General features: G+C 71.6%; 21 protein-coding genes and 1 pseudogene. 10 read left to right on the top strand and 12 right to left on the bottom strand.

What is annotated here, in order from left to right; genetic code table 11:
• The first annotated feature begins 24 nt into the window (after positions 1–24).
• Positions 25–1,545 (top strand): glucose-6-phosphate dehydrogenase, encoded by a 1,521-nt coding sequence (gene zwf / locus J2X36_RS00300; RefSeq protein ID WP_310344581.1) that lies wholly within the window; start codon positions 25–27, stop codon positions 1,543–1,545.
• Here zwf (J2X36_RS00300) and J2X36_RS00295 read toward each other — a convergent pair whose 3' ends face one another.
• The 3 genes from J2X36_RS00295 to J2X36_RS00285 form a co-directional block, all read right to left on the bottom strand.
• Positions 1,546–2,307, bottom strand: coding sequence for a restriction endonuclease (locus tag J2X36_RS00295; protein WP_310344578.1), 762 nt, complete (start codon positions 2,305–2,307; stop codon positions 1,546–1,548). It abuts the gene before it with no gap.
• Positions 2,308–2,460: 153 nt separating this feature from the next.
• On the bottom strand, positions 2,461–2,961 hold the full coding sequence (locus J2X36_RS00290; protein WP_310344576.1) for a MucR family transcriptional regulator: 501 nt from the start codon (positions 2,959–2,961) through the stop codon (positions 2,461–2,463).
• A gap of 666 nt (positions 2,962–3,627) precedes the next feature.
• On the bottom strand, positions 3,628–4,338 hold the full coding sequence (locus tag J2X36_RS00285) for a class II aldolase/adducin family protein (protein WP_310344573.1): 711 nt from the start codon (positions 4,336–4,338) through the stop codon (positions 3,628–3,630).
• Positions 4,339–4,549: 211 nt separating this feature from the next.
• Between J2X36_RS00285 and J2X36_RS00280 the strand changes: the two genes are divergently transcribed.
• A complete protein-coding gene (locus J2X36_RS00280; RefSeq protein ID WP_310344571.1) occupies positions 4,550–7,219 on the top strand; it encodes a bifunctional acetate--CoA ligase family protein/GNAT family N-acetyltransferase in 2,670 nt (889 codons plus the stop codon).
• Positions 7,220–7,296: 77 nt separating this feature from the next.
• Here the strand turns inward: J2X36_RS00280 and J2X36_RS00275 are convergent, their stop codons facing one another.
• The 3 genes from J2X36_RS00275 to J2X36_RS00265 all read right to left on the bottom strand — a co-directional run bounded on the left by J2X36_RS00275 (position 7,297) and on the right by J2X36_RS00265 (position 11,005).
• On the bottom strand, positions 7,297–7,827 hold the full coding sequence (locus J2X36_RS00275; RefSeq protein ID WP_132254537.1) for a Dps family protein: 531 nt from the start codon (positions 7,825–7,827) through the stop codon (positions 7,297–7,299).
• A gap of 350 nt (positions 7,828–8,177) precedes the next feature.
• The gene (locus J2X36_RS00270; protein WP_310344565.1) at positions 8,178–9,758 is read right to left on the bottom strand and encodes a L,D-transpeptidase family protein; all 1,581 of its coding nucleotides are present in this window, start codon (positions 9,756–9,758) and stop codon (positions 8,178–8,180) included.
• A 107-nt stretch (positions 9,759–9,865) separates the two neighbouring features.
• Positions 9,866–11,005, bottom strand: a complete 1,140-nt coding sequence (locus J2X36_RS00265; protein WP_310344562.1) for an endo-1,4-beta-xylanase — start codon at positions 11,003–11,005, stop codon at positions 9,866–9,868.
• 127 nt (positions 11,006–11,132) lie between these two features.
• Between J2X36_RS00265 and J2X36_RS00260 the strand changes: the two genes are divergently transcribed.
• The 3 genes from J2X36_RS00260 to zwf (J2X36_RS00250) all read left to right on the top strand — a co-directional run bounded on the left by J2X36_RS00260 (position 11,133) and on the right by zwf (J2X36_RS00250) (position 14,101).
• Positions 11,133–11,978: an SDR family NAD(P)-dependent oxidoreductase gene (locus J2X36_RS00260; RefSeq protein WP_310344560.1), complete on the top strand. Its 846-nt coding sequence runs from the start codon at positions 11,133–11,135 to the stop codon at positions 11,976–11,978.
• 123 nt (positions 11,979–12,101) lie between these two features.
• Positions 12,102–12,482, top strand: coding sequence for a DoxX family protein (locus tag J2X36_RS00255; protein ID WP_310344557.1), 381 nt, complete (start codon positions 12,102–12,104; stop codon positions 12,480–12,482).
• A 140-nt stretch (positions 12,483–12,622) separates the two neighbouring features.
• The gene (zwf, locus tag J2X36_RS00250) at positions 12,623–14,101 is read left to right on the top strand and encodes a glucose-6-phosphate dehydrogenase (RefSeq protein ID WP_310344555.1); all 1,479 of its coding nucleotides are present in this window, start codon (positions 12,623–12,625) and stop codon (positions 14,099–14,101) included.
• A 214-nt stretch (positions 14,102–14,315) separates the two neighbouring features.
• Here the strand turns inward: zwf (J2X36_RS00250) and J2X36_RS00245 are convergent, their stop codons facing one another.
• The 5 genes and pseudogenes from J2X36_RS00245 to J2X36_RS00225 form a co-directional block, all read right to left on the bottom strand.
• Positions 14,316–14,729, bottom strand: a complete 414-nt coding sequence (locus J2X36_RS00245) for a hypothetical protein (protein WP_132255180.1) — start codon at positions 14,727–14,729, stop codon at positions 14,316–14,318.
• 8 nt (positions 14,730–14,737) lie between these two features.
• Positions 14,738–15,118, bottom strand: coding sequence for a glycosyl hydrolase (locus tag J2X36_RS00240; protein WP_310344550.1), 381 nt, complete (start codon positions 15,116–15,118; stop codon positions 14,738–14,740).
• A 77-nt stretch (positions 15,119–15,195) separates the two neighbouring features.
• Positions 15,196–15,603, bottom strand: a complete 408-nt coding sequence (locus J2X36_RS00235) for a hypothetical protein (RefSeq protein ID WP_310344547.1) — start codon at positions 15,601–15,603, stop codon at positions 15,196–15,198.
• Positions 15,604–15,907: 304 nt separating this feature from the next.
• Positions 15,908–16,685: pseudogene (locus tag J2X36_RS00230) on the bottom strand (ComF family protein).
• Between the two features lie 8 nt (positions 16,686–16,693).
• Entirely contained in the window at positions 16,694–16,924 is a 231-nt protein-coding gene (locus J2X36_RS00225) for a hypothetical protein (RefSeq protein ID WP_310344546.1), read from the bottom strand.
• 166 nt (positions 16,925–17,090) lie between these two features.
• Between J2X36_RS00225 and J2X36_RS00220 the strand changes: the two genes are divergently transcribed.
• The 3 genes from J2X36_RS00220 (at position 17,091) to J2X36_RS00210 (ending at position 19,858) form a co-directional block, all read left to right on the top strand.
• Complete coding sequence (locus tag J2X36_RS00220; RefSeq protein WP_132255183.1) at positions 17,091–17,999, top strand: methyltransferase domain-containing protein; 909 nt, start codon at positions 17,091–17,093, stop codon at positions 17,997–17,999.
• Positions 17,996–18,355, top strand: a complete 360-nt coding sequence (locus J2X36_RS00215; protein WP_310344542.1) for a DUF427 domain-containing protein — start codon at positions 17,996–17,998, stop codon at positions 18,353–18,355. Before J2X36_RS00220 ends, J2X36_RS00215 begins: the two co-directional genes overlap by 4 nt.
• Positions 18,356–18,442: 87 nt before the next feature.
• Positions 18,443–19,858 carry a cytochrome ubiquinol oxidase subunit I gene (locus J2X36_RS00210; protein ID WP_310344540.1) on the top strand — a complete coding sequence of 472 codons (1,416 nt, stop codon included), beginning with the start codon at positions 18,443–18,445 and terminating at the stop codon, positions 19,856–19,858.
• 18 nt (positions 19,859–19,876) lie between these two features.
• Here the strand turns inward: J2X36_RS00210 and J2X36_RS00205 are convergent, their stop codons facing one another.
• Positions 19,877–20,560: a response regulator transcription factor gene (locus J2X36_RS00205; RefSeq protein WP_310344538.1), complete on the bottom strand. Its 684-nt coding sequence runs from the start codon at positions 20,558–20,560 to the stop codon at positions 19,877–19,879.
• Between the two features lie 403 nt (positions 20,561–20,963).
• Here J2X36_RS00205 and crcB point away from each other — a divergent pair, with 403 nt between their 5' ends.
• Entirely contained in the window at positions 20,964–21,332 is a 369-nt protein-coding gene (crcB, locus tag J2X36_RS00200) for a fluoride efflux transporter CrcB (RefSeq protein WP_132255187.1), read from the top strand.
• A gap of 8 nt (positions 21,333–21,340) precedes the next feature.
• On the top strand, positions 21,341–21,778 hold the full coding sequence (locus tag J2X36_RS00195) for an EamA family transporter (RefSeq protein WP_310344533.1): 438 nt from the start codon (positions 21,341–21,343) through the stop codon (positions 21,776–21,778).
• Positions 21,779–21,834: the final 56 nt, after the last annotated feature.

Genomic DNA, 21,834 nt, shown 5'->3' with positions numbered 1-21,834 from the left:
GCGGGCACGCACCGGAGCCTGCCGATGGACCCCACCGTCACCCCGAGCGGGCGCGCCGCCTGCGGCACGCAGGCCGCTCCGCCCTGCACCCTCGTCATCTTCGGCGCGGCCGGCGACCTGACGAAACGTCTCCTGATGCCGGCCCTCTACAACCTGTCGAGCGCGGGGCTCCTCGCCGACGGGTTCAAGATCCTCGGGATCGACCACAACGACAACACCGACGAGGGCCTGCGCACGGATCTCACGGAGACGATGGATTCCTTCACGAAGGACAAGACCTCCGAGTTCCACGCCGACCGGATCGACCCGAAGGCCTGGGGCTTCGTGCGCGAGCGCATCCACTTCCTGAAGGGCGACTTCGAGGACCCGGCCGCCTACGCCGCGCTGAAGGGCCGGATCGCGGGCAGCGTCGTGTTCTACCTCGCGGTGGCCGCCCGCTTCTTCGGGCCGGTCGTCGACCATCTCGGGCAGGCCGGGCTTCTCGCCCAGGAGGAGGGCGCCTTCCGCCGCGTCGTGATCGAGAAGCCGTTCGGGTCCGACCTCGCCTCGGCCGAGGCGCTGAACGCGCGGATCCTCAAACAGGCCGACGAGAGCCAGTTCTTCCGGATCGACCATTTCCTCGGCAAGGAGACGGTCCAGAGCCTGATGGCGCTGCGCTTCGCCAACGGCATGCTGGAGCCGATCTGGCGGCGGGAATATGTCGACCACGTCCAGATCACGGCCGCCGAGACGATCGGCGTCGAGGATCGCGGCGCCTTCTACGAGCCCACGGGCGCGCTCCGCGACATGGTGCCGAACCACCTGTTCCAGCTCCTCTGCATGGTGGCGATGGAGCCGCCGAACTCCTTCGACGCCGAGGCGGTGCGGACCGAGAAGGCGAAGCTCGCCGAGGCCGTGCGCCCGATCGAGCCCGGCGACGCGGTCCGCGGCCAGTACCGGGCCGGGACCGAGCAGGGCCGGCCGGTGGTCGGCTACCGGGACGAGCCGCACGTCGCCAAGGATTCCCACACCGAGACCTACGTCGCCCTGAAGCTCGGAATCGAGAATTGGCGCTGGGCCGGGGTGCCCTTCTACCTGCGTACGGGCAAGCGCATGACGGACCGCCTCACCGAGATCGCGATCCACTTCAAGCCGCCGCCCTTCCACCTGTTCCGCGAGACCGCGGTGACGGAACTGGCGCCGAACGTGATGCGGCTCACCATCGACCCCGAGCAGGGGTCGAGCACCGTCCTCAACGTGAAGCGGCCGGGGCCGAAGATGGAGCTCGGCAGCGTCGCGACGCGCTTCCGCTACGGCGACTTCTTCCAGGAGAAGCCGAATGTCGGCTACGAGACCCTGCTCTACGATTGCATGGTCGGCGACGCGACCCTGTTCCAGCGGGCCGACAACATCGAGGCCGGCTGGGCCGCGGTCGACCCGCTCCTGAAGGCCTGGGCGAACGCGGACGTCGCCTTCTACGCCGCGGGCACGGACGGGCCGAGCGAGGCCGACGACCTCCTCGCCCGCGACGGGCGGCGCTGGCTGCCCCTCGGCGAGACCCCCTGATCAGCGGGCCTTGCGGACCTGCCGGACCGGGTGGAGATCCGCGAGGTCGTCGTGGTGGAGGAGGAGGACGCCGGTCGCGGCGGCGAGCTTGCGGGCGGCCGGGGTGAAGCCGGCATTCGTCACCACGGCGGCCATGTCGCCCGACCAGTAGCGGGCGGCCGCCGCGACCTCCTGCACGGCGGCGTTGCCCACGGGCTTGCCGTAGCGCTTGCACTGGACGACGAGACGCACCCGGTCGCGCTCGGCCACGATGTCGGCGCCCTGGTCGCCGCTCGTCCGCGTGGTGTGGGCGCGCCAGCCCGCCTCCGTCAGGCGGCCGGCGCAGAACTGCTCGTAGCCGATCCCGTCGTCGGGCGCCTCGGTCTCGTCGGGGAGGTCGACCTCGGCCGCCACCGCCTCGACGATCCCGACCATCTCGTCGAACCGATCTTCGGCGTAGTCCGAGAAGCCCCGCGCCTCGATCTCGGGCAGGATCGTGCGCTCGACGAAGTACGCGCGCTCCCGCAGCCAGCCGTCCCGGACGAGATTGCCGTAGGCGTCGACGAAGCTCTCCTGGCGCTGGCGGAGCGCCAGCGTGGCGGCATGGCGGCGCGCCGCGCGGCGCACCAGCCGCCGGAACCGGGCAGGCCGGTCGAGCACCCGCAGCAGGACGAGGAGGGCGACGAGGCCGGCCGCGACGAGGGCCGCCCGGCCGAGCCAGATCGCAGCGCAGCCGCCGATCACGGCCGTCCAGAACAGCGGTGCCGCGAGCCGGACGGCCATGATCCCTTCCCCACGGCCCGAGTGGCCAGGGACAGAGCCTTGCCGGGCGGCGCTTGCCCGATCTCTAACGGCTTCGGATCGGGCCTGTCTTCACCCCATCGGCCTGTGGATATCCCGGGCGCCCGCGGCTTCGCGGAGCGACCGGGAGGGGGCTCAGGATTCCGCCTCGGCGGGGGCCGCCTTGGCGCGTCGCCCGCGGGGCGCGCTCGCGGCCTTGGTCTCGCCCGAGGACTTGGCCCGCGTCTTACGCCGCTGCTGGCCGAGGCCCATGTTCTTGGCGAGCTCCGAGCGGGCCGCCGCGTAGTTCGGCGCCACCATCGGGTAGTCCGCCGGCAGATTCCACTTCTGGCGATACTGGTCGGGCGTCATGTCGTAGCGCGTGCGCAGGTGGCGCTTCAGCGACTTGAACTTCTTCCCGTCCTCCAGGCAGACGATGTAGTCGGGCGTGATCGAGCGCTTCACGGACACGGCCGGCTGCAGCGGCTCCGGCTTCTCCTCCACGGGGCCGTTCGAGAGCCGGCCCAGCGTCGAGTGCACGGACGCGATGAGGCCCGGCAATTCGGTGACGGGCACGGAGTTGTTGCTCACGAAAGCCGAAACGATGTCCGCGGCGAGCTCGATGTAATCCGGCAAACCGCTGTTCTCCGCCGTCATTAGCGTCCCCTGTGTGGAAGGAAGGTACCGGCCGTCAGTCCGCGCTGGGCTCTCGCCGGGCGAGCGGCTCTCGACAAGGTGGTGATTTGAGAGTGCGTACGATGTCCTAAATTTCTTAGGGCAATGCAAGATCAATGGCGAGAGTTATGGAAAAATTCAACTGGTCAATAAGCGAGTATGACAGACGGAATGGAAGAAGCTCCCGTCTCACGAAATGGAATCCGAGGAGCGTCCTTGCTCGTGCCCGACCAGATGGCGCTGTTGCATGGTCCGCAGGGACCCGAATGCGACTTCTACGATAGGCTGTCTGATGACAGGCGCTGCTGAACTTTCACAACTTTGAATTGAATCGCGAGCCTCCTGACCCTGCGGCGAGTGCTTCCCGTGCCGTGCTCCACATCGATCGGGTGAGGCTCAAGACGCGCGTTTTCGCGGCGTGCGGGTAACGCCGGAAGATTGCGTCAGATGCCGCCGCATTGAAGCAAACGGCAGATCACATTCTCGCGATAATTCGATTAGCTGTGGAGAGCGTCAGGTTTCCAGGGACTGCAATATGATGCCGCCCCGTTGGAAAGTCTCAAAACTGCGCTCGCCCGCCAGTGAAATTAACTTTTGATAGGACGTGAATGAAATTTTACTAACGTCCATCTGCGGCGCCATCGCGCCTCAGGCTTGCCCGGTCCGGTCCTCTTGGCCGACCGCGACGTCCGGGGCGGGCGTGTCGATCCGGCGGGGACCGTAGGATTTAAACCGCTCCACGGTCCGCGCGATCTCAGCGTCGTCGAGGAGGACGGGCGTGCCGACCTGCAGGGCGATCGCGTATTGGCGGCAGAGGGCCTCGACCTCGACCGCGAGCCAGAGGGCCTTGGCGAGGTCCGGCCCCGTGGCGATCATGCCGTGGTTGGCCAGGAGGCAGCAGCTGCGCCCTTCGAGCGCGGCGAGCGCCGCCTCGGACAGGGCCTCGGTCCCGTAAGGCGCGTAGGGCGCGCAGCGGATGGTCGGACCGCCCGCCATCGCGATCATGTAATGCACGGCCGGGATCTCGCGCCCGCAGATCGCAAAGCCCGTGGCATAGGGCGGATGGGCATGGACCACGGCGCCGATTTCGGGCCGGCTGGCGAGGATGTCCCGGTGGAAGCGCCACTCGGACGAGGGGGCGAGCGGATGCGCGTGGCGCCCGGAGAAATCCATCGGGACGATGTGCTCGGGCGCGAGGTCCTCGGGCGGGATCCCGGAGGGCGTCACCAGGAAGCCGTCCCCGAACCGGACCGAGATGTTGCCCGAGGTGCCCTGGCTGAGCCCGAGGGCGATCACCCGGGCCGAGGCCTCGACGATGGAGCGGCGGAGTTCGTCTCCGGGCGGGTGAGCGGCTGGCATGTCCCGCCTCCTAGAGCATGAGCCTGCGGAGGGAAATCGGTGCCGCCCGGCCGGGATGCTTCCGGGCGTACGGAAACATCCTGCGGTCCGAACGCTTCAACGGGCCCGGGTCCCGCACCCCCGCGTCGCGGCCCCCGTTGACGGCCGCGCCGATTTCGCGTCCCCAGACCCGGATGGCCCGGCATGCCGGGCACGGATTCCGGGAGCGGCCATGAGCACCTACCGCTTCGAGGCCCTGCTGCGGCCACGCTCGGTCGCCCTCGCGGGAGCCGGTGCGCGCGAAGGGTCGCTCGGTCGTGCGGTCCTGGACAACCTGCGCCGGGCCGGGTTCGCGGGGCCGGTCTTCCCCGTCAATCCGCGCCACGCCGAGGTCGACGGCACCCCCTGCTTCGACCGGGTGACCGACCTGCCCGAGGCGCCCGATCTCGTGATCGTCGCGGCCCCCCCGCCGGTCGTGCCGGGCATCGTCGAGGATGCCGGCCGGCGCGGGGCCGGCGCGGCGGTGATCCTCACCGCCGATCTCGGCGAGGGTCCGGACGATCCGGGGCCGCGCACGCGCGAGATCGCGCGGGTGCACGGCCTGCGGCTCCTCGGCCCCAACAGCATCGGCCTCGCGGTGCCGGGCCGGCATCTGAACGCGAGCCTCCTGGCCCACATGCCGGCACGCGGCGATCTCGCCCTGGTCTCGCAATCGGGCACGGTCGCCTCCGGCATCGTGGAATGGGCGTCCCGGCGCGCGGTCGGCTTCTCGGCCGTCCTCTCCCTCGGCCGCTCGGCCGACATCGACGTGGCCGATTGCCTCGACCACTTCGCCGGCGATCTCGGCACACGGGCGATCCTGCTCTGCCTGAAGACGGTGCCGGACGCGCGCAAGTTCATGTCGGCCGCCCGCGCCGCCGCCCGCGCCAAGCCCGTCGTCGTCCTGCGGATCGGCCGGCGGGACGCGGACGGCCCCGCCCCGGAAACCCATACCGGCGCCCTCGCCAAGCCCGACGCGGTCTACCAAGCGGCCTTCCGGCGGGCGGGCCTGCTCTCGGTGCGCGACCTCGACGAGATGTTCTCCGCGGTCGAGACGCTCGGGCGGCAGCGTCCCTTCCCGGGCAAGCGCCTGGCGATTTTGGCGAACGGCCGCGGCATCGGCGCGCTCGCGGCCGACCGGCTCGCGGATCTCGGCGGCTGCCTCGCCGAGATCACCCCGGCGGACGGGTTCACCGCCCGCAATCCCGTCGATCTCGGCGTCGATGCCGACGCGGAGGCCTACCGCTCCGCGCTCGCCCCCCTCCTGGCCGATCGGGCGAACGACGCGGTGCTCGCGATCCACGTGCCCACCGCCCGCTCGGGCGGCACCGCGGTGGCGGAGGCGATCGCGCGGACCGTCACGGCGGCCCGCGCCTCAGGCGGCCGCAGGAAGCCGGTCTTCGCCGTCTCCCTCGGCGAGGACGAGGCGGCGACCGCGCCTCTCGCCGAGGCCGGGATCCCGCGCTTCGCCACCGATTCCGACGCGGTCGAGGGCTTCCTGCATCTCGTGCGCTATCGCGAGGCGCAGAACGACCTGATGCGCACGCCCGATTCGCTGCCGCGCGACTTCGCGCCGCGCGCCGACGAGGCCCGCGCCATCGTCGCCCGCGCGCTGGCGCAGGGCGCCACCTGGCTCGATCCGGGAAGCGTCGCGGAGTTGCTCGCCGCCTACGACATCCCGAGCGTTCCGCTCACCCTCGCCCCCGACATCGACGCGGCGGCCGAGGCCGCCTGGCCGATCCTGGCGCGGGGCGAGACCGCGGCGCTCAAGGTCGTCTCGCCGGACATCGTGCACAAATCCGACATCGGCGGCGTGCGCCTCGACCTCACGAGCGAGGCCGACGTGCGCAATGCCGCCCGCGAGATCCTGGCCTGCGCCCGCCGCGAGCGGCCGCAGGCGCGCATCCAGGGCTTCGCGGTGCAGCCGATGGTGCGGCGGGGCCGGCGGCGCGAGCTGATCGCGGGGCTCGCCGAGGATCCGGCCTTCGGCCCCGTCGTCGTGTTCGGCCGGGGCGGCACCGCCGTCGAGGTGATCGACGACCGGGCGCTGGCGCTGCCGCCCCTCGATCTCGCGCTGGCGAGCGAGCTGATCTCGCGCACCCGCGTCGCCCGCCGCCTCGCCGCCTACCGCGACGTGCCCGCCGTCGACATGCGGGCGCTCAGCCTCGTCCTCGTGAAGCTCGCCCAGCTCGCCGCCGACCTGCCGCAGGTGCGCGAGCTCGATCTCAACCCGCTGCTCGCCGACGATGCGGGCGCCGTCGTGCTCGATGCCCGCGTGCGCGTCTCCCGTACGGTCGCCATGGCGGGCCGGACAGCCCGCGGCGCCGGCCACCCCCGCTTCGCGATCCGCCCCTACCCGGTCGAGTGGGAGCGCAACATGATGCTGAAGGGACGCCCGATCCGGGTGCGCCCGGTCCGGCCGGAGGACGAGGGGCTGTTCGCGACCTTCTTCCATCAGGTCAGCGAGGAGGATCTGCGCCTGCGCTTCTTCTCGTCGGTGCGCGACTTCAGCCACACCTTCCTCGCCCGGCTGACGCAGCTCGACTATTCGCGCGCCATCGCCTTCGTCGCCACCGACGTCGAGAGCGGGGCCATGCTCGGCGCCGTGCGCCTCCACGCGGACGCGAACCACACGAGCGGCGAGTACGCGATCCTGATCCGGACCGACCGCAAGGGCACCGGCCTCGGCTTCGCCCTCATGCGGCTGATGATCGACTGGGCGCGGGCGGAAGGATTGCGCCGCGTCGAGGGCTCGGTCCTGCCCGAGAACCGGCCGATGCTCGCCGTCTGCCGCCGCCTCGGCTTCGCGGTCCACCCGGACCCGGAGGATCCGGGCGTGATGAAGGTGGGGCTGGAACTGTAGGCACCCGAAACGAGAGGAGCCCCGCACGGGGGTGCAGGGCTCCGGAAAGGGTCTCCGGCGTCAGGCCGGGCGTCCCGTCAGTGGCCGCCCTCGGTGGCGTTGCGGGTCGACTCGTAGAGGAACCACGTGCGCTCCTCGGACTGGTCGATCCACTCCTCCAGGAGGCTGGTCGTCGAGACGTCGTTCGCCTCGTCGGTGACCTCGTGCAGCTCGCGCATGTGGGCCGTCAGCGCCTTGTTGTCGTCCCGCAGCTCGATCAGCATGTCGAGGGGGCTGACATACTCGGCATCGTTGTCCTGCACGCGCTTCAGCTGGCTCGCCTGGCCGATCGACCGCAGGGTGGTGCCGCCGATCTTGCGGGCGCGCTCGCCGACCGCGTCGATGATCGAGAAGATCTGCTGCGACTGCTCGTCGAGCAGCAGGTGATAGTCGCGGAAGTTCGGGCCGCTGACGTGCCAGTGGAAATTCTTCGTCTTGATGTAGAGGGCGAACAGGTCGGACAGCAGGACCGTGAGGCCCTCGGCGATCTTCTTGGTGTCGGCCGGGTCGAGATCGGTCGGGGTATTCAGGCGGTCGCTCTCGACACGCAGGGGCTTGGCCTTGGCCATGGTCTCACTCTCCGTCGATGTTTGCCGATGGGGTCTTCTTGGGCGCGGCAGCGGCGTGCGGCGCCTCTCGATCGGCAGAATGAACGGTGAAGCCGAATGTTCCGCGGCGCAGGGCAGCGCTGCCGTGGGCGGATAGCTTGGAGCGGTTCCAAACAGGCCGGGCGCAGGCGGGTCCGGGACAGCGGAGTCCAGCACCGTTCCGTCAGGGCCGGGACAGGGGTCCGGAGGCTGGCTCCCCTCTCCAGGGTGGAAGGCGAATCAGGCGGGGGGCGGGCTTCGTCCGACACAGGGCTCGAAGCCTCGCGCCTCGCCCCGAATCCTCGGTGCCCTGGCCCGGTGCCCGCCGCTCCTCACGCCCGCGGGCCGACGAGGCCCGGAGGCAGCATCACGGGTTCGCGAGCGATGGCCCTGGGCGCTGCCGCGGTGGAGGGGCTCGGCTTGCGGGCCTCGGGCTTCGGAGGGGTGGCCGAAGGCTCGATGCGGGGCGGCTTCGGAGCGGCGGATCGGGGGGCGATCGAGCCGGTCGTCTGCGGCTCGGGCGCCGCGGCGGCGGGAGCCGGCGCGGCGTTCGGCGTGTCGAGCCCGTAGATGTCGTCCCGGAAATGCGCGCGCCCGTCCGGCGTGGCGTAGCCCGTGAGATACACGAAGGCGACGGGAACCGGCTTCGTCAGCTTGACGTCCCGACGCTCCCCCATGGCGATCCCGGTCTCGATCTCCATCGGGCCCCAGACGGTGCCGGGGCCGTTCGGGCCGGGCGTGCCCGCGAGCAGCCAGCCCGCCAGCTCCTTCACCTGACCGACGCGCACGCAGCCATGCGAGTGGAACCGCACCGAGCGGGCGAAGAGCGATTTCGAGGGCGTGTCGTGCATGTAGACCGCGTGCCGGTTCGGCATGTCGATCCGCACCTGCCCCAGGGAATTGTCGAGGCCGGAATCCTGGCGCAGCGTGTAGTTCACCGCCCGCTCGGTCTTCCAGTCGACCGCGGTCGGATCCACCTCGACCCCGCCCGGCCCCAGAATGCGGATCCGGTTCTTGGCGAGCCAGGTCGGGTCCTTGCGCATCTTCGGGATGATCTCGTTCTTCACCACCGAGACCGGCACCGTCCAGGTCGGGTTGAGGTTGACGTCGGTGATGCGCGTCTCGACGGCGGGAGTCGGCTTGTCGGTCGAGCCCACCACCGCGACGTAGCGCCGGACCACGGCACCCTTCTCCACCGCCTCGACGGCGGCGGAGGGGATGTTCACGGTGACGTAGCGCTCGCCGAAGGGGAAGTTCGAGCCCATCAGCCGGGCGGCGGAGGCCGCGAGCTGGCGCTGGCGCACGCTGGCCGGCACGTTCAGCGCCGCCACCGTCTGTCGGGCGACGAGGCCGGTCTCAGGCAGGCCGTGGCGGGCCTGGAAGGATTTGACGGCGGCGACCAGCGCGGCGTCGTGCCGGTCGCTCGGGGTCGCGTCGGCGGGCAGATCGCCCGTGAGCGTCAGGTGGTGGCGCAGGCTCGGCACGGACGGGCTCTGCGCGCCCGGCTTCAGCACGAGGTCCGCCGGCAGGCTCTCCCAGCCGCCGGCCTCGGCATAGGCTTGGTAGCGCTCGGCCATGCGGAGCGTGTCGAGGAAGGTCGAGGGCGCGAGCGTCGGCACCGGGTCCTCGGAGACGCGGGCGTAGACGAGGGGCGCCGGCTCGCGGGATTTCTTCACGGGCGCCGCGGGCGCCTCGGCCAGCGGCTGGGCGGGCGCTCCCTGCGTCGCGGGCGGGGCGGGCACGGGCATGGTGGGCACGGGCGGAGGAGGGGGCGCAACGGCGGGGGCCGGCTCCGCCAGGGGCGGCGGGGCCGGCGGCGTCTGCGCGGAAGCGGTGCCGAGCGCGGCGATGAGTGCCAGCGGCGACAGGCCCGCGCGCAGGCGGGAGGCAAACGGGAACAGACGCGAGCGCATCGCTGGCCTTTCGGAGGTGCGTGCGCCGGATCATGGGCGGGGATGGTTACCATTCCCCTGAACGGAGACGGGACGAGGTGTCCAGCTTCGGTGACAGGTGCGATGCCTCACACCCGGCGCAGGCGATCCCGGGCCGCCCGATGGTCCGGCGCGGCCGCGAAGGCCCTGTGCATCGCGTGCCAGAGGGGCTTGCGCCGGTAGGCCGCGTCGAAGGGCAGGGCCCGCTGCGGCAGCCCGTCCGGCCGGCGGCGGTCGGGGTGATGGTTGAGCCAGGTGGCGGGATCGTAGACGTCCCAGCTCAGGACGTTGAGCACCGCCGGCTCGTCGAGCACCACGTCGAGATAGCGCCGGGCATAATCCGCCACCATCCGGTCGCGGGTCGCGATGTCGGCGGGAAAGGCGCGGTCGTCGAAATCGAGCTCGGTGATCTCGATGCCGAGCCCCATCTGGCCGAGTTCGCGCAGGAAGCGCCGCAATGCTCGCTCGTCGATCGGGATCGGGCTCGCGAGGTGGGATTGCAGGCCGAAGCGGTGGATCGGCACGCCGCGGGCGCGCATGCCCTCGATTCGGCGCAGCACCAGGGTCCGGCGCGCCTCCATCCAGGGCACGCCCTGCTCCACCGCATCCTCGTTCCAGGTGCCCGCGGCCTTGGGGTCGACCTCGTGCAGGATGCGGAAGGCGAGGTCGATGTAGTCCGGCCCGAGGGCGGCGAGCCAGGGTGTCTCGCGCAGGCCGTCGGCGCGGCGGATCTCGCCCTGCGCCAGCACCTCGTTGACGACGTCCCAGGCCTCGATCCGGCCTCGGCAATGGCCCGCCACCGCGCCGATCCAGCGCCGCAGGAAGCTCTCGGCCTGATAGGCATTGGCGCGGGCGAGGAGCGGCTGCGCCCAGGCCGGGATTCCGTCGTGCCAGACGAGGGTGTGCCCGCGCAGGCGCTGCCCGTTGGCGCGGGCGAGCCGCAGCACCTTGTCGGTCTCGCTGAAATCCTCGACGCCGGGCGCGGTGAGGATGCTCAGCATCTTCGTCTGGGTGTTGGGGACGAGGATGCCGCATTCGCGGGCGACGACGGCGAGGTAGGCCCTGTCCCCCATCCGCTCGACCGGCACGGCGGTGCCGTAGGCGAGGCCGGTGCGGGCGGCGGCCGCGTGGAGGCCGTCCGCCGACCACGATCCCGCCGCGGCCGGCGAGGCTGCGAGGCCGGCGAGCCCGGCGATCACCGCGCGGCGGCTCGGGTCAGGGATGCGCAAGGGATCGGCCTGGGAGGGAAGGGCGGGAGCGATCATTGTACGCACGAGCGCGTGCAGCCCGCGAGCGTCCCCTCGACAATGCGTCCCCGCGCCCCACCCTCTCAGCGCCCGACCGGAGACCGAGCCTATGCCCCAGCACCCCGCCCTCAGCCCGGGCCGTTCGGCCCTCGTCACGGGGGCCGCGAGCGGCATCGGGCTCGCCGCCGCCAAGGCGTTCGCGGGAATCGGCATGAACGTCTGGCTGGCGGATCTGCCCGGCGAGGCGCTGGAGGCGGCCCGCGCCGAGGTCGCGGCGTTGGCCGCCGTGGAGGTTCGGGCCGTGCCGACCGATGTCGGGAGCCGCGAGGCGATGGAGGCCCTGCGCGACGCCGTCACCGCGCAGGGCGGCCCCCCGGCCGTGCTGATGCTGAATGCCGGCATCGAGGCGGGCGGCACGCTCTTCTCCGACCTCGACCTCTGGCACCGCATCCTCGACACCAACCTCTGGGGCGTGGTGAACGGGATCGGGGGCTTCGTGCCGGGCATGATCGAGGCGGGGCGGCCCGGCGCCGTCATCGTCACGGGCTCGAAGCAGGGCATCACCACGCCGCCGGGCAACACGCCCTACAACGTCTCGAAGGCGGGCGTGAAGGTCGTCACCGAGGCGCTCGCCCACGACCTGCGCGGGCGCGACGGCTGCCGGGTGAGCGCCCACCTCTTCATCCCGGGCTTCGTCTACACGGGCCTCGCCAAGGCCCGCGGCGTCGCCGAGAAGCCGGACGGCGCCTGGACGCCCGAGGAGACGGTGGCCTTCCTCCTGGAACGGCTCGCGGCCGGCGATTTCTACATCCTCTGTCCCGACAATGAGACGACGCGGGCGCAGGACGAGCGCCGCATCGCCTGGGCGGCCGGCGACATCATCGGGAACCGGCCGGCGCTCTCGCGCTGGCACCCGGATTTCGCCGAGGCGTTCCGGCGGCACATGGAGGGCTGAGCCGCCGTATCGGGCCGTCGTCGCGTCCTCCCACGCAACACGGCACGCAATCACCCGGACACGCGGCTCCGCTCATCATGGCGCCCGCGGCCAAGCTCCGGCCGCCAGCGGGGCGGAAAGACCATGACGACAGGCGTGAGCACGCGGACCGGGGGGCAGATCCTGCGGGTCCTCATCGCCCTCTTCTTCCTCGTCGCGGCGGGGATGAAGTTCGCGGGCACCGCGTTCGAGGTCTCGGGCTTCCAGCGCTTCGGCTATCCCCTCTGGTTCATGTACGCGGTCGGCGCCCTCCAAGTCGTCGGCGCCCTGCTCCTCGCGATGCGCGGAACCGCCGCCCTCGGTGCGGCTCTGCTCGCCGTGATCATGCTCGGCGCGGTGGGGAGCCATCTGCGGGCGGGCGATCCCGTGACCATGGCGATCCCGGCCCTCATCCTCCTCGTCGTGCTGGCCGGCATCGCCGTGCTGCGCCGGCCTGCCGGCCGTGGGGGCCGGCGGGCGGCGTGAGCCCGGTGCCGCTCTCGTGAGACGGCCCCGTCTGGCGAACCTTTTGCGAGGGGTATAATCCGGGTCTCCGCCGGGCGGGTGCCCGTGAGGCCCGAGTCCGGCCCTCCGCCCCGGAGGCCGCACGAACACGGGAGCCGCCCTTGGCCACGATCATCCCCGTTGCTTCCTTCGACTGCGTCGTCTTCGGCGCCACGGGAGACCTCACCACCCGCAAGCTCCTGCCGGCTCTCTACTACCGCTACAAGGACGGCCAGATCCCGCCGACGAGTCGCATCATCGGCGCCTCCCGCTCCGAGATCACGGGCGACCAGTTCCGCGAGCGGGCGCGGGACGCCCTCAAGCGCTTCGTACCGGCCCACGACCTCTCCGAGGAAGCGCTCTCCGCCTTCGTCGACCATCTCGACTACGTCGCGGTGGACGGCGCGGGCGAGGACGGCTGGGAGGATCTCGCGGAGAAGCTCGCCGAGCGGCCCGATCAGGTGCGGCCCTACTACCTCGCCACCTCGCCCGACCTCTACGGCGCGATCTGCCGGAACCTCGCGCGCCACGGGCTCATCGGCGAGAGGAGCCGCGTCGTGCTGGAGAAGCCGATCGGCAAGGACCTGAAATCGGCCCGCGCCATCAACGACGCGGTCGGCGAGGTCTTCCCCGAGGAGCAGATCTTCCGGATCGACCATTATCTCGGCAAGGAGACGGTCCAGAACCTGCTGGCGCTGCGCTTCGCCAACACCATCTTCGAGCGGCTCTGGACGGCGGACGTGATCGACCACGTCCAGATCACGGTGGGCGAGACGGTGGGCGTCGAGAGCCGCGCGGGCTATTACGACACTTCGGGCGCCCTGCGGGACATGGTGCAGAACCACCTCCTGCAGCTCCTTTGCCTCACCGCGATGGAGAGCCCGCTCAATCTCGACGCCAATTCCGTGCGCGACGAGAAGCTGAAGGTGCTGCGCGCCCTCAAGCCGATCACGGCCAACGACGTGCAGCACGTCACCGTGCGCGGCCAGTACGCGGCGGGCGCCGTCGAGGGCAGGCCGGTGGAGGGCTACCTCGCCGATCTCGGCCCCGGCTCGCAGAGCCGCACCGAGACCTTCGTGGCGCTCAAGCTCGAGGTGCAGTCGTGGCGCTGGGCCGGCGTGCCCTTCTACCTACGCACCGGCAAGCGGCTGCCGCAGAAGATGTCCGAGATCGTGGTGCAGTTCCGCGCCTCGCCCTTCTCGATCTTCCCCGAGGAGTCGTTCGGGCGCGAGCCGAACCGCCTCGTCATCCGCCTGCAGCCGCAGGAGGGCATGAAGCTCGAGGTGATGACGAAGGATCCCGGCCCCGGCGGCATGCGCCTGCGGCCGACCGCCCTCGACATCTCCTTCGAGGAGACCTTCAAGCAGCGCTACCCCGACGCCTACGAGCGCCTGCTGATGGACGTGGTGCGCGGCAACCCGACGCTCTTCATGCGGCGCGACGAGGTGGAGGTGGCCTGGGCCTGGGCAGATTCGCTGCTGAAGGCCTGGGCCGACCGGCCCGAGGCGCCCCGGCCCTACGCCGCAGGCTCCTGGGGGCCGACCGCGGCGATCGCCCTGATCGAGCGCGACGGGCGCACGTGGCACGAGGATCTGCGCTAAGGCGCAGCCGGCACGAGGACCTGCGCTAAGGCGCAGCCGGCACGAGGACCTGCGCTGAAGCGCAGCCGGCACGAGGATCTGCGCCGAGGCGTAGCCGGTACGAGGACACGCACGCGGTCACGCAGGGGCACACGAGAGCCCGGACCTCGTGAGGCCCGGGCTCCGCCCCCGGCCCTCCGGCGCACCGGAGGGCATTTGTCGCGCATCCGCGCCCTTAGCGGCCCGTCGTCGAGGTGGACTTCACCGGCTTCTCGCCGGGCTCGTGCGACATCGACTTGGTCCGCGATTCCACGGATTCGCCGTCGCGCACCTTGGTCTTGGTCTGCGACTTCGAGAAGGTGCCGCCGTCATGGGCCATCGCCTTCGACTGTCCGTTGAGGCCCTGCCCCGTCTCGTTCACGTGCGAGCGGCTCCGCGCCTTGTCGCCGGCTGCCGCGCCCCCGGTGGCGAGGGAGGAGCCGGTACGCCCGTCCGCCCCGGTCGACGTGCCGCCGGTGCCGACGCTCGAGGCCGAGGTTCCGCCCGCGGCCGCCGAGCCTCCGCTGCCGCCGGTGGCGCTCGTCTGAGCCGGTGCCGGGGACGCGAGGAGGGTGGCGCAGAGCGCGACGGGGAGGAGGATTCGGATCATGGGTCGCCTCATTTCTTGTCGGGATGGCGGGTGACGACGCAATCGCCGGAGCCCGCGACGGCGGCCGAGCCGTTGCCGCTGGTGCTCACGGACGAGCTCGAACGGCCGTCGCCGGAGCGGACGGTGACCGAGTTTCCGCCGCTGCTGGAACTCGTGGCGCCGCCGGGTCCGGCCGTGACGGAACTCGTCACGCTCCCATCCGCCTTCGCGGGACCCTCCACCACGCGGCAGGGCTTGCCCTCGCTGTTGGTGATGGTGGTGCCGCCCGACACGCCGCCGGGCCCGGCCGTGACGGTGCTGGTCTGCGCGTAGCCCGCCGCCACGGCGCCCGTGAGGGCAGCGACGCCGAAGACGGGCAGGAGCAGGCTGGGAAAGCTGAAGCGCGACATGAACGTCTCCCTCGGCGTCGAGTCTGACATCGTCCGGATGCCGGAACGGGCGGCCCCGAAGGACCGCCCGAAGCGCGTCAATGCTTGTCGACGCCCTTGTGCTCGCCGCGCTCGCCGGCCTTGCCGTGCTCGCCCGACTTGCCGGGGCCGTCCTTCATGCTGCTGCCGGAACCGGCCGAGGAGCCGCCGGTGCCCACCGTGGAGCCCGTGGTGTTGCCGGCCGAGGAGCCGCCGGTACCGACCGAGGACGAGCTCTTGCCGCCGCCCGCGGACGAGCCGCCGGTGCCGAGCGTCGAGGAGGAGCCCGAGCCGCTGCCGGAGCCGGCCGAGGAGCCGCCGGTGCCCACCGTCGACGAGCTGGTGCCGCCGCCCGCCGAGGAACCGCCGGTCCCGACCGTCGAGCTCGACTGGGCAAGAGCCAGCGCGGCGCCACCGACGACGAACGTGGTCGCCAGGGCGGCGACGCGAATCTGCTTCAGCAACATAGAGTTCCTCCGAATTTGTCGTTCATATCGAGGCGGGGCCCCGATATTCGCGGCTTGAAATGCATAGCGGTTCGATACCGTTCCGAGATTTTCTTATGGTTTTTCGGCAAATGCGTCCGCGGATGTTGTTGCGACAACAAATTGCGCGCGTCATTTCTTGGAATGACTGCCGGTCCCGACATGTCATGCGGCACCGTTCGGCGCGGCTGCCGGCTCGCCGGTCGGTCGGGGGGGCAGGAACGGGGGCGTGGGGCGAACCGTTCCGCGGGCCGGTGCGGGCTCGCAATGGGAGCGCGGCTGCCCGTCAGAGCGGCTCCTGCGCGACGAGGGCGAAGGTAAGGAGGTCGACGGAGGCCGCCCCGCCCCGCAGCAGGGCCCGGGCCGCGGCATTCGCCGTGGCACCGGTCGTGGTGACGTCGTCCACGAGGAGCACGCGCCGGCCCTGCAGCCGGGCGCGCGCCGTCTGCGCCACCCGTCTGCGCCACCCGGAAGGCACCCTGGAGGTTCGCCGCGCGGCCTGCCCGGCTCAGGCCGACCTGGGAGCGGGTGGCCCGGACGCGCGTCAGGGCGCCGGGCTCGAAGGGCAGCCCGGCTCCGCGGGCGATCGGCCGGGCGAGGAGGGCGGCTTGGTTGAAGCGGCGCCGGAACAGGCGCCAGCGGTGGAGCGGCACCGGCACCACGCAATCCGCCTCGGCGACGAGCTCGCGCCCGCGCGACGCCATCATCCGCGCCATCGGCACGGCGAGATCGAGCCGGTCCTCGTACTTGAGGCGGTGCACGATCTCGCGCGCCGCCCCGTCATAGAGGGCAACGGCGCGCGCCCGCCCGAAGACCGGCGGTTCGGCGATGGCGCGGGGCGAGAGGAGGGGGCCGAGGCCGAGATCGAGGGCGAAGGGCGTGCCGTAGCGGGGGCAGAGCGGGGCTTCGATCAGGCGCAGCGAGGCCCAGCAGCCGGGGCAGAAGGCGCCGGGATCGGCCGTCGCCGCCCCGCAGGCCGCGCAGGCCGGCGGGTAGACGAGGCCGAGCGCGACCCGGAGCAGCGATCGGAGAGCGGGCACCGGGGCGAGGAGCGGTGCCCGCACGCAGGCTCCTAGTGCGCCGACTGGGCGGGCGGCTGGCCCGTACCGGTCCGGCGCTCCTCCTTGTTGGCGCGGTGGCGCCCGATGGCGCAGCCCGCGGCCGCGCCGACGACGCCGTGCCCGGCCATGTGGCCGGCGACGCCGCCGACGATGGCGCCCTTGATGCAGCCCTTGGCCTCGGCCGCAGGGCTGAGAGAGAGGGCCGTGAGGACCATCGCGGCTCCGAGGACGATGCGCTTCATCGCTGATTACTCCGGTTGCGGTGGAGCGGAAACGGCGCCGCTTCCGCTCCGTTCCGGTCTCGCGCAAGCGTGATGCGCGGGCCCCGCCGCGAGCGTTTCCGCGCACGCATGCCGCGCAAGGCACCGGGCGCTGGCAACCTCGCCGACCCGGCTTCATTGTCCCTCGATGGACGCGCCGATTCCCCTGTTCGATACCCCGCTCGCCCGCCGCCGCCTCGCCCGGGCGCGGGCGGGGGGCTACGCCGATTTCCTGCTGGCACGCGCGGTGGAGGATCTGGAGGAGCGCCTCGCCGCCGTGCTGCGGAGCTTCTCGCGCGCCCTCGATCTCGCCTCGCCGACGGCCGCCGCGGCGTGCCGCCTCGCGGCGAGCGGGCGGGTCGAGTCGGTCCTGCGCCTCTCGCCGGTCCCGGAGGCGGCCGACGGCCTCCCGCGCGCGGTCGGCGACCCGGAGGCGCTTCCCTTCGCGCCCGCCAGCTTCGATCTCGCGGTCTCGCTGCTGGCGCTCCAGCACGTCAACGACCTGCCCGGCGCCCTCGTCCAGCTCCGCCGGGCGCTGCGGCCCGACGGCCTCTTCGTCGGCTGCCTCCTGGGCGGGCGCACCCTGACCGAGCTGCGCCAAGCCTTCGCAGCCGCCGAGAGCGAGGTCGAGGGCGGGATCAGCCCGCGGGTCGCTCCCTTCGCGGAGGTGCGCGAGATCGGCGGTCTGCTCCAGCGGGCGGGCTTTGCGCTGCCCGTCACGGACACCGAGACCCTGACCGTTCGCTATCGCGACCCCTTCGCCCTGATGCGGGACCTGCGGGCGATGGGGCTGACGAACGTCCTGACCGAGCGGCGGCGCACGCCCCTGCGGCGGGCGACGCTCGTCCGCGCGGCCGAGATCTACGCCGACCGCTTCGCCGACCCGGACGGGCGCCTGCGGGCGAGCTTCGAGATCCTCTGGCTCTCGGGCTGGGCACCGCACGAGAGCCAGCAGAAGCCGCTCCGGCCCGGCAGCGCCCAGGCGCGACTCGCCGACGCCCTGAACACCCGCGAGATCGATCCCGACAGTATCCCCGCCGAGAGGAGCCCGCGATGAGAGAGCCCGGCCCCGACCATTCGATCCGGATCGCGCCGCATGCGGGCCGGGTCCGCATGAGCGTGCGCGGCACCACCGTCGTCGACACGCGGGGCGCGCTGCGCCTCAGCGAGGCGAGCTACCTGCCGGTCCTCTACATTCCCCGGGCGGACGCGCGCTTCGAGCTCTTCGCCCGGAGCACCCGCACCAGCCGCTGCCCCTACAAGGGCGAGGCGAGCTACTACGACATCGCCGTCGACGGCGAGGTGCGGCCGAACGCCGTCTGGAGCTACGAGGACCCGTTCCCGGCGGTGAGCGCCATCCGCGGCCATCTCGCCTTCTATCCCGACAAGGTCGACGCCATCGAGGAGGGCTGAGGCGCGGCCCGCTCTTGATGCGGACTGCACAAACGTCATTTACTCCGCCCCTGGCCGTTCCCGGCCCGATGACGAGGGATCCCCATCATGGAACTCGACGCGCTCATGCTCTCGCGCATCCAGTTCGGGTTCACCATGGCGTTCCACATCATCTTCCCGGCCTTCACGATCGGGCTGGCGAGCTTCCTGGCGCGGCTCGAGGCGCAGTGGCTGTGGACCGGCAACCCGATGTACCGGAACCTCTACCAGTTCTGGGTGAAGGCCTTCGCCGTGTCCTTCGGCCTCGGCGTCGTCTCCGGCATCGTGATGAGCTACCAGCTCGGTACGAACTGGTCGCGCTACTCCGACTTCACGGGCAACGTGCTGGGTCCCCTGATCCAGTACGAGGTGATCACGGCCTTCTTCCTGGAGGCGGGCTTCCTCGGGATCATGCTGTTCGGCTGGGAGCGGGTGGGGGACCGCCTGCACTTCCTCTCCACCTGCATGGTGGCCCTCGGCACCCTGATCTCGGCCTTCTGGATCCTGTCGGCGAACTCGTGGATGCAGACGCCGGCGGGCTTCGTCGTCGAGAACGGCCGGGCGGTGGCGACCGACTGGCTGAAGGTGATCTTCAACCCCTCCTTCCCGATCCGCTACGCGCACATGGTGCTCGGCTGCTTCCTCACCACCGCCTTCGCGGTGGCGGGCATGTCGGCCTGGATGATCCTGCGGGCCCGCAAGGAGCCGCCGGCCAAGGTGGCGGGCGCCCGCCTCTCCCTCTCGATGGCGCTGTGGTTCGCGGTGATCTGCACGCCGCTGCAGATCTTCATCGGCGACTCGCACGGGCTGGCCGTGCTCAAGCTGCAGCCGACCAAGCTCGCGGCGATCGAGGCGAACTGGGAGACGCAGGCCGACATGCCGCTCCTGCTGTTCGCGATCCCGAACGAGAAGGAGGAGCGGAACGACTTCGAGATCGGCATCCCGAAGCTCGGCAGCTTCATCCTCACGCATGATTTCTCGGGCGTGGTGCCGGGCCTCAAGGACGTGAAGCCCGATCAGCGGCCGCCGGTCTGGCCGGTCTTCTACTCGTTCCGCATCATGGTCGCCCTCGGGATGGCGATGCTGGCCCTGAGCCTGTGGAGCCTGTACCTGCGCTGGCGCGGCACCCTCTACACGAACCGCGTCTTCCTCACCTGCGCCATGCTGATGACACCCTCCGGCTTCGGGGCGGTGCTGTTCGGCTGGTTCACGGCCGAGATCGGCCGCCAGCCCTACATCGTCTACGGGCAATTGCGCACGGCGGACGCCCACTCGCCGCTGACCACACAGGCGGTGACGACATCCCTCGTCGCCTTCCTGATCGCCTACACGATCATCTTCGGCTTCGGCAGCTACTACCTCGCCAAGCTCCTGCGCAAAGGGCCGGAGCCGCTGGAGGAGGCGGTGCGCGGGGACGACGTCGCCCGCAAGCCCAAGCGCCCGCTCTCGGCCGTCAACGAGGATCTCAAGCCGAATCCCGCCTGAGAGGAGGGCGGGCCCCTCTCAGTGCCGGGCGGCACCATCCGGGCTGTTGGCGCGCGCGCCGTCGCCCAGCCGGCGCGCGGTGTCGCTGTCGACGACAGGCGCGAGCCCGAGGTGCCGCGCCAGGGACACGAGGTCCTTGAGCCGGCCGGTCTGGGTCTTGCGCCGCAGGTTGAGCCGGTGGGTCTCCACCGTCCGCACGCTGAGGGTCAGGCGGCGTGCCACCTCCTTGTTGCTGAAGCCGGCGCTGAGGAAGCGCAGCACCTCGGCCTCCCGCGGCGTCAGGCCGAGGCCGTCCGCCTGATCGGCCGCGGCGGGGGCCGGCTGGGCGTCGGTGAGCGAGGCCGCGCCGTCCACGAGCCTGAGCAGCGCCGTGCAGATCGCCTCGGGCGAGGCCGTGCGCGCCACGAACCCGTCGGCGCCCGCCTCCAGGAGGCGCGTCAGGTCGGGGCCGGTCAGGGCCTGGAAGGCGATCAGGGCGCGCAGGGCGGGAAGGCGCTCCTTCAGATCCGAGACGCGGGCTGCGGCATCGCCCGGGCGGGCCTCGTCCACGAAGACGAGGGCGACGGTCGAGCGGGGATCGGCCGCGGCCAGATCGGCCTCGCCGATCGTGTGCACCGCCGGCATGTGCTCCAGCGTTGCACGGAAGGTCGGACAGACCTCCTGTGGTCCGTCGACCACCAGAACTCCCACAACGCGACTCATGCCGGTCACCCCTTTTGATCCCGGCTCGACACAGGGTTGCCGGGTTAGAGGCAATAATTCAAGAGTCGTTCCAGGGCTTTAGCCCCAGCCGCGATGGTTAAGTGTGGGTAAAATCCGGATTCCGCGCGGTCGGACCGCCCGCCCTGTGCCGCAAAGAAACAAGCTCGTTAACGATCCGTGTCCCAGATCATGCCGCCGCCGCGCCGAATCTTGCGCGGCCCGGAGGCTCGACTCGGCCGGCACCCGCCTCGATCCCGCGAAGACTCGCGACGATGCCCGCCCGGCCGCCAAGGCACCGGCAAAGCCGTGCCGGCCCTCGCCCTTGGCGCGGCCCACGGCGCTTGATCGATCCCTCGACCCCGCTTAGGCGGGGCCTTGCGCGTCGCAGGCGGGATCGGACCGGATGCAGTATCTCCTCGTCTTCCTCGGCGCCGGCCTCGGCGGGATGGCCCGCCACGGCGTCAATCTCGCCTCGGTCCGGCTCGGCTCGGACTTTCCGGTCGGCACCCTCGTCATCAACGTCCTCGGCTCGGTGCTGATGGGCGTGCTGACGGGCTGGTTCGCCCTGCGCGGCGGAGCGACGGGCGCGCGGCTGTTCCTGGCGACCGGCGTGCTCGGCGGCTTCACCACCTTCTCCACCTACTCGCTGGAGGCCGTGACCCTGCTGGAGCGCGGCGCGGTCGGCGCGGCGCTCCTCTACGTCCTCGGCTCGGTTCTGCTCGGCGTCGGCGGCCTCTTCCTCGGCCTCCTCGCGATGCGGGCGATGCTGTAGCGCCGCCGATGGGACCGCTCCTCGAATCCTGGCGCTTCTGGGCCCTGCTGGCGGCAGCCTTCGCCGCCATGACCGCGATCCTCGCCAAGGTCGGCGTCACCGGCATCCCGTCTGATGCCGCCACCTTCGTGCGCACCGTCGTCGTGCTGCTCCTCACCGGCGCCATCCTCGCCGCCACCGGGCAGGTGCAGGGGCTCGGCAGCCTGTCCGGCCGCAGCCTCGTCTTCCTCATCCTGTCCGGCCTCGCGACGGGGGCCTCCTGGCTCTGCTACTTCCGGGCGCTCTCGCTCGGCGACGCGGCCCGCGTGGCGCCGATCGACAAGCTCAGCGTCGTGCTGGTGGCCCTGTTCGGCGTCCTCTTCCTCGGCGAATCACTCTCCCTTCCCGGCTGGCTCGGCGTCGGCCTGATCGCGGCGGGGGCGATGCTCGTCGCCTCGGCGGGGTGACGCGGAGGCCCCGCCGTCGGAACGATCCCGGCTGCGCTCCGGCCGTCCAAGCCGCC

It is taken from the genome of Methylobacterium sp. BE186 (genome assembly GCF_031457035.1).
In the GTDB taxonomy this organism is placed as follows: domain Bacteria; phylum Pseudomonadota; class Alphaproteobacteria; order Rhizobiales; family Beijerinckiaceae; genus Methylobacterium; species Methylobacterium segetis.
The sequence above is the reverse complement of the archived record's forward strand: the minus strand, read 5'-3'. Positions and strand labels throughout refer to the sequence as shown.